Source organism: Lactobacillus acetotolerans DSM 20749 = JCM 3825 (genome assembly GCF_001436775.1).
GTDB classification, from domain to species: domain Bacteria; phylum Bacillota; class Bacilli; order Lactobacillales; family Lactobacillaceae; genus Lactobacillus; species Lactobacillus acetotolerans.
Map to the genome: position 1 here is coordinate 21,527 of NZ_AYZC01000016.1, position 7,619 is coordinate 29,145.

The window sequence follows — 7,619 nt, forward strand, 5'->3', positions numbered from 1 at the left end:
CCCAAATTACGTTCTATCCAAGCTTATGTAACAAAGTCTTTTTATGATCAAAACGCTCTTGACCGGCTTCAATTAAACGGGTAATTAAGTCAGTGTAAGAAATTCCCGCTTGCTCAAACAATTTTGGATACATACTAATATTAGTAAAACCGGGTAAAGCATTTACTTCGGTTAAAACCACTTTGTTGTCACCATCTTGCAGGGTGGAATCGACCCGGGCCATCCCACTGCATTCAGTAGCCTGATAAACTTTCAACGCATTCGATCTGACTTTTTTAACAACATCAGCTGGTAAATCAGCTGGGATTTGCAACTTAGAAGTAGAGTTATCTTCATACTTATTTTTATAAGTATAAAAAGTCCCCTTAGCATTAATAATTTGTCCAACTCCGGATACAATCGGTTTGTCATTACCTAAAACAGCAGTTTCAACTTCGGTACCATGAATTGTTTTTTCTACTAAAACTTTATCATCATATTTAAAGGCATCATCTAAAGCCGCTTTGTAGTCTTCAGCGTTAGTCACATGGTTAACACCAACTGATGAGCCTTGATTAGAAGGCTTGACAAACAAGTCCTTACCTAATTTTTGGCTAACCTTATTATAATTCAATTTATCATTATTCTTATCATTATATTCATAACGCTTAACGGAGATCCAATCAGCTACAGGAATACCGGCACGTTGTGCTAAAATCTTGGTAAACTCCTTATCCATTGTTACGGCTGCTGCTAAAACGTCATCCCCGACAAACGGTTTATTCAAAACCCTAAACAAACCTTGCAAGCTGCCGTCTTCACCTAAGTTACCATGAACAATTGGGAAGAAAATATCAATTTCTGGTAAGTTAGTTAATTCAATTAAGTTAGAAATATTAGTTACCTTATGCGGATTCTTAACTTGGTATGATGGATTCTTTAATACTTTGAGTGACTCATCTTCATCAGCAAAGTAACCGTCATTAGTAATCCAAATTGGGTGAACCGTAAATTTATCCTTATCAATTGCCTTATAAATATTATGGCCCGACATAATGGATACTCTATATTCAGATGAATTTCCACCAAAAATTAATCCTACTTGCGTTTTTTTAGTCATTATTTTTTTACCTCTTGATTATTGTTATCAATCCTTTATTATACGCAATAAATGAAGGAAAAGCCGTAAACCTAAGAACATTTTTTACTAAAAAGTCTTTTCACATTGGTTTATAATTATATTATAAAGAAAGAGAGGATGTACAGCTATGCTTCTACGCAAATTTTCTATTGCTGCTATAGCACTAATCATCGCAGCACCATTTAGTGGGCTAAGCCAAACAACTCAGGCTGCTACTTTTACCTCTACTGAAGTAAAACAGGTGCACCACTTTCAAAACCAATATTCCGATTTAAGTAAGACTGAGTATGATGCTAACAACATCTACGCCCAAAAGCCGCACTTAAAAAGGAAATTTAAGGAAGGTGTGCTTGCACCAGCCTACATCAATGACCAACTTGCTTATATCAATTATTACCGCAGTTTATTTGGCCTAAATCCGATAACAGAAAATAAGACGGCTGAAAAAAATGCCCAAAAGACTGCCGCTGTTATGGCAGCAATTAACGCCAATCCATTCGTTAACCAACATGGTTTACCCGGTGATAAACGACCAGCATTTGTCGGCAAATCACTTTGGAAGTTAGCCCAGGATACTTCTGAAACTTCCAACTTAAACTTTAACGTTAACAATGAATCAGCTGGTGACGTTGTTACCGATCTAATAACCGACCGTTATAACTTAACCGGCTCAGACACAGGACATAGAGCTTGGCTCTTATCTAGCCGTTTGTCCTCAACCGGAATTGGGGCCGCATACGGCAGCAACGGCTATCGTTATTCCGTAGAAAAAGTATTGAACGTTAATGATATATTTCGAGAAGCAAGTCAACCGGTTGTAGCCTACCCAAGCGCAAGAATTTTCCCAATTGAGCTAGCAAAGGGTGAAAATGTTGCCTGGTCGCTTTATTTATCAGATAAGACTGTCAACAAGAATCCCAAAGTTACAATCACTGACGAAGATACCGGAAAATCTTATAGTGGAACCCACGTAGAAAACTACAGTGATTCAGCTTTCGGCAATTTTAAGTCCATTATAACTTATTCCCCTGGTGCTACACCGATAGTTGTCGGTCACCAATATGAAATTAATGTCGACGGTGTTTATAAATATAGTTTCAAATTATTTGAACAGGATACAGCACAAATAGCTAATCAAGAAGCTACACCACAGTCTTATCAACCAATTGCATCCCTGCAAAAGGATGCCCATTCCAACTCTGCTCTCTTTGACCAAAGTGCAAAACTATCTGCTACCTTAAAGCAAAAGAAAAATGATCCAGTTAAAAATGGAAAATATTTAGATGCTTTAAAAGGAAAACAGTGGCAAAATAATTTTTTTATAAATAGATTCATTTTTCAAAATGACTAATGAATCAATTTAATATTAAAAAAGGTGAGATATTTAAATCTCACCTTTTTGTATACTATAAAATCTTTGCTAAGAAATCTTTTGCTCGTTGGCTCGTTGGATGATCAAACACTTCTTCTGGCTTGCCCTTTTCCTGTAAATATCCATCAGCCATAAACCAAACTTCATCGGCTACCTCTTTTGCAAAGGCCATCTCATGTGTAACAACTACCATTGTCATACCAGATTCAGCTAGATCTTGCATGGTCTTTAATACTTCTCCTACCATTTCCGGATCAAGCGCACTTGTCGGTTCATCAAACAACATCATTTCTGGTTTCATTGCTAAAGCTCGTGCAATCGCCACCCGTTGCTGCTGACCACCGGAAAGACTATTTGGATATTGTTGTGCCTGTTCCTCTAAGCCAACTTGCTTTAGTAATTGTAATGCTTCTTGATTTGCTTCGGATTCACTGCTTCCTTTCACCTTCATTGGAGCCAACATAATATTTTTAAGGACATTCATATTAGGAAAAAGGTTAAAATCTTGGAAAACCATCCCCATTTTTTGTCGTAAATTATCTAATTGTTTACCATCTTTTAATTTTGCCAAATCAGTTCCATTAAAAATAATTTTACCAGCAGTTGGTCGTTCTAATACGTTTAAACAACGTAAGAAAGTACTTTTACCCGCTCCTGATGGCCCAATAATACAAATTACCTGTCCCTTATTAACCGTGGCAGAAATATCTTTTAAAACTTCATGCTTGCCATAATTTTTCTTAAGGTGCTCAACTTTAATTATCTCAGTCATTGTGTTTCATCCGCCTTTCAAAGTAATTAAGAAATCTAGACAACGTGAAGGTCATAATAAAGTAAATAACCATTGCAATAAACAAAGGCAGTACACCTTGGTAGGTCGAGGTTTGAACCAGTTCTGTTTGGTACATCAACTCTGTTACCCCAATTACGGAAACCAGCGACGAGTCCTTTAACAGAGTAATAAATTCATTACCTAATGCAGGCCAAATATTCTTTAATGCTTGGGGAATAACAACGTAACGGTAAGTTTTAGATTGGCTTAAACCCAAAGAACGAGCAGCTTCAGTTTGTCCCTTAGCGACCGAATCGATTCCTGACCTGATATCTTCCGCTACGTAAGCTCCAGAATTAAGGCCAATTGCGATAATCCCTGCCATTACCGCGGACAAATTAGAAATTAAAACACCAACTCCAAAATAAACGAACATAATTTGAACCATTTGCGGAGTTCCCCGAACGAATTCAATGTAACAAATCGCGATCCAATGCAACAGTTTATTCTGTGATAAGCGCATCAAAGACAAGAGCATTCCTAAAATAACCCCAATCAACACAGAAAAGATGGTAATCACAATGGTGTAGCCGATTCCTTTAACAAAATAGGGAGCATATTTAGTAAACATATTGGATTTTTTACTTGTCTGCATATTTTTGGCTGCTTCTGGCAGGTATTTCTTATGAACCAAATCTTTTTTCTGTACCCGCTTAATCGTCTTATTGACCGCTTTAAGTAGATCAGATTGACCTTTAGCTAACGCAACAGCATTACCTTCTTGGGCTACTTTTAAGTTACTCTTAATGGCAAGCAAACTCTTATTATTCTGTGCGTAAGCTTTAGCCGTTAATTCCTCCATGACAAGGCCGGACACCTTACCAGATTGCAGTGCCAAAACCAGGTTATTGATCTTGCTCAACCCTTTAACCTTTGACCCCTTCATTTGTGATTGGATCAATTGGTACTGCATGCTCCCAGTCTGTGCGCCAACAGTTTTACTCTTAAAATCTTGCACTTTTCTGTATTTACCTTTATCTTTTTTATTAATTAAGAAAAATTCACCACTTGGCTTATAGTAAATCCTAGAGAAAGTGACACTCTTTTTTCTATCAGGACTTGGAGTCATGGCCGAGATAACCATATCAACCTTACCTGTTTCTAGCGCTACTAATAATGAATCAAAACTCATATTTTTAACTACAAGTTTAACGTGTAAATCCTTAGCAATATCCTTAGCCAGTTCCATATCAACACCAACATACTTGGTATTACCGTTAACGCTAGTAGTGAATTCAAGTGGTGGATAATCAGCAGAAGTCCCAACAACCAACTTTTTTGACCGTTTTATTTTTCTTAAAACAGAATTATTGCCAATATTTTTGTTACTAGCCGCATATGTAGGTGCACTTAATGTAAAAAGTATAGAAATCATCATGACCAATACCATGATGATTTTAGCAAATTTTATTTTTTTCATTCTTTTTCCCTTAATATTTTTATTAGAAAAACCATAGCTATTTACTTTAGCTATGGTTAAAAATTAATTATCCGCCGACGTGATCTGCCATGGAATTGCACATAGAATATAAATTATTACACCAGCAACAACGTTATCCAAAAAGATACTGCTGCTTATTTCGATCAAATAACCGAACGTAGCCAGAGATTCTACATTAAAGACGACCGGAATCAAAGCTAAGACAATAAAAATTACAATCATCCAAAAGCCAGCCCACATGCCAGCTGCCATACAATCATGGACAAGCGCTTTAATGGTAGTTCTTGACCGCATATCACTGATTAATGAGAGCATACTAATAATAGTAACGACAACAATAATAATATTTACAAGGAATAACATTACCGCTATATTTGCGCCCAAAGTTACGGTGTTTAAGTTAAAGGCTGAAATAACCGCATAAGGCGCATTGCTTTTTTGCTTCTTCAATTTAGCTTCCACTTGTTGCGCATCACTTGAAGAGCCTTCATCAATATTTAAATTAATATCATGCAAAATTTGCTTAGCTAATCCAACATTATTCACTTTAAACCAGTGCAGTCCTAATGAATAATCGATAACGTGATCTGCAATTGGTTGCGTTTGTTTGACTGTTAATAAATTTGCGTTTGCTTCATGGTTGGCACCGATAATATCAGCCAGGTTATCAAAATTACCATTAACTTGCCGGACAATTACTGCCTGGTTATTACTCGTCCTAATCTGTTTTTTCATAAAAAAAGGATTTAAAAAGGTCCCTGTTATCATAATAAGCGTGACGATTAGAAAGATGATAAAGGCCAATATTCGTTTATATTGGTTATTTTGCTCATGATTTATTCGTCGTAAATCAGTTCTTGCATTGTCAACCATTATATTTTCCTTCTAACTGAAAATTTCTTTTCCCTCATCAAACATTGTATCAATAGCATGATGAACGGAATTCATATCCGCTGACTCAATAATATTATGTCCGTCTTTTAAAGTACGATCGATTTCTTTAGTTGAGCAATGCAAAAAACTAAACATAAGTGCACTTGTCGCATAATCGGCTAATTTCTCAGCCGTAAATTGATATCTCTTACGTTCATAATATAAACGACCGGCACCTTTAGTTATAAATGCAATCCCTAATCTCAACTCATTTTCATCAATATTCAATCCATCAAATAGATGGTTAACCTGTAACCAATTATTTAGCATACTGCCCCAATTATCTAAAGATGCATTACTAATAAAGACCTCTGAGATAATCCGATCCAAGCCCTCATCATTCATCCCTAAAGAAGCAATGGTATAAATAAAAGCTTTGGTACGTGCATATGGATTAGTGCGATTAACTTCATCATAGCTATTAACTTGTTCAGCCAAAGTATTAAACAAGTTATGAACAATGTCACTAGTTAATTTTGATTTATGAGGATAATATGATTGAAGTAGAGATTTAGAAATGTGCGACTTTTCAGCAATCATTTGCAAAGAAACATTATCCATTCCATTCTCTCTAATTAGGTAAAAAGTATTACCCAAAATAATTCTTCGCCTTTTCATATTTTTCCGTCTTGCCATTAACCTATCCTCGAATTCATTTTTCTATACAATTAACTTCAATTATACCAACGATGAGCATTAAATACATACAAAAACACATAATTTACCACAAAAAATAATCCTCACTTTGAACGAGGATTATTTGATCTGTTTCAAACAAACATGAATTATTTTATCTCATTTTGTTCATCATAAATTTGGTGGATTGAACGATCATGATATACATAATCTATTCCACGTGCCAAAAGCAAATCAACGGACATACGTACCATTCGATCTGGATAATGGTTGTGCTTGATCGTGTCCGTTACAATAATTTGCTCAATCGGCAATTCATTAAGTACTTCAGTGGCGTTTTGTGAAAGAAGCGCATGCGTTGCGGCAACATAAACCTTCTTTGCGCCTGCGGCCATAACCGATTTAGTCGATGAAGAAATACGTGAACCAGTATCAATCAAATCATCTACAATGATACATTTCTTATCCTTAACGTCTCCAATTACATCATGGGTTTCCGCATCATAACGTGCACCCCGTTGATCAACGATTGCAATTGGTGCATCAAAGTATTGCGCAAAATTACGTGCAAGCTTAGCACCAGAGTGATCTGGAGAAACAATTACCAAATCATTATCTTCCTTAGTGGCAATACCATTATCTATGAAGTATTGGGTCAAAAGTGGCATTGCATGCAAATGATCAACTGGAATATTGTAAAAGCCTTGAATCTGGGAAGCATGTAAATCCAGTGCAATCAAGTGATCCATCCCGGTTATCTGTAACAGATTTGCAACTAATTTAGCAGTAATTGGTTCACGTGAACGGGTTTTAGTATCGGAACGTGAATATGCCAAATATGGTGTTACCACGTTGATTTGGTGTGCTGACGCACGGTGCAATGCATCCAACACAATTTCAAGTTCCATAAAGTTTTCATTTACTGGATTTTGAATTGATTGAATTACAAAGACGTCACACCCACGTACACTTTCACCGATATTAACTTGAATTTCACCATCACTAAAATGATGAACTGCTGTTTCAATCAGTGGTTTGTGTAGAATTGAAGCAATCTTTTCGTTTAAAGCAGGATTCCCACTTAACCCAATCAGCTTCATTGGGTGCAATAATTGAAGAAGTTCTTCTTTGTTCATAGCTACCTCTTTTAAATAAAATTCATATACAAATCTATTATAACCAAAAAATCATTCAAATGCCCGTAAAACAATAAAAAGAAGCTAGATATCCAATGTCATTAAGTTAAGACATTGACAAAGCTGATGATACTTTTTAAGACATTTAT

The 7,619-nt window shown here is 36.0% G+C and carries 7 protein-coding genes; 1 reads left to right on the forward strand and 6 read right to left on the reverse strand.

Annotated features, from left to right (window positions below; genetic code table 11):
* Positions 1 to 13: 13 nt before the first annotated feature.
* Positions 14 to 1,099 (reverse strand): D-alanine--D-alanine ligase family protein, encoded by a 1,086-nt coding sequence (locus FC77_RS03750; protein ID WP_056970185.1) that lies wholly within the window; start codon positions 1,097 to 1,099, stop codon positions 14 to 16.
* A gap of 148 nt (positions 1,100 to 1,247) precedes the next feature.
* Between FC77_RS03750 and FC77_RS03755 the strand changes: the two genes are divergently transcribed.
* The gene (locus tag FC77_RS03755; protein ID WP_056970186.1) at positions 1,248 to 2,471 is read left to right on the forward strand and encodes a CAP domain-containing protein; all 1,224 of its coding nucleotides are present in this window, start codon (positions 1,248 to 1,250) and stop codon (positions 2,469 to 2,471) included.
* 55 nt (positions 2,472 to 2,526) lie between these two features.
* Here FC77_RS03755 and FC77_RS03760 read toward each other — a convergent pair whose 3' ends face one another.
* From FC77_RS03760 to FC77_RS03780, 5 genes are all read right to left on the reverse strand, one after another.
* Positions 2,527 to 3,264: an amino acid ABC transporter ATP-binding protein gene (locus tag FC77_RS03760; RefSeq protein ID WP_056970187.1), complete on the reverse strand. Its 738-nt coding sequence runs from the start codon at positions 3,262 to 3,264 to the stop codon at positions 2,527 to 2,529.
* On the reverse strand, positions 3,257 to 4,744 hold the full coding sequence (locus FC77_RS03765; protein ID WP_056970188.1) for an ABC transporter substrate-binding protein/permease: 1,488 nt from the start codon (positions 4,742 to 4,744) through the stop codon (positions 3,257 to 3,259). The genes FC77_RS03760 and FC77_RS03765 overlap by 8 nt, the downstream gene beginning before the upstream one ends.
* Before the next feature lie 63 nt (positions 4,745 to 4,807).
* Positions 4,808 to 5,638 carry a hypothetical protein gene (locus tag FC77_RS03770; RefSeq protein ID WP_056970189.1) on the reverse strand — a complete coding sequence of 277 codons (831 nt, stop codon included), beginning with the start codon at positions 5,636 to 5,638 and terminating at the stop codon, positions 4,808 to 4,810.
* A 12-nt stretch (positions 5,639 to 5,650) separates the two neighbouring features.
* Positions 5,651 to 6,334 carry a TetR/AcrR family transcriptional regulator gene (locus FC77_RS03775; RefSeq protein WP_056970190.1) on the reverse strand — a complete coding sequence of 228 codons (684 nt, stop codon included), beginning with the start codon at positions 6,332 to 6,334 and terminating at the stop codon, positions 5,651 to 5,653.
* Between the two features lie 149 nt (positions 6,335 to 6,483).
* A complete protein-coding gene (locus tag FC77_RS03780) occupies positions 6,484 to 7,470 on the reverse strand; it encodes a ribose-phosphate diphosphokinase (RefSeq protein ID WP_054681703.1) in 987 nt (328 codons plus the stop codon).
* Positions 7,471 to 7,619: the final 149 nt, after the last annotated feature.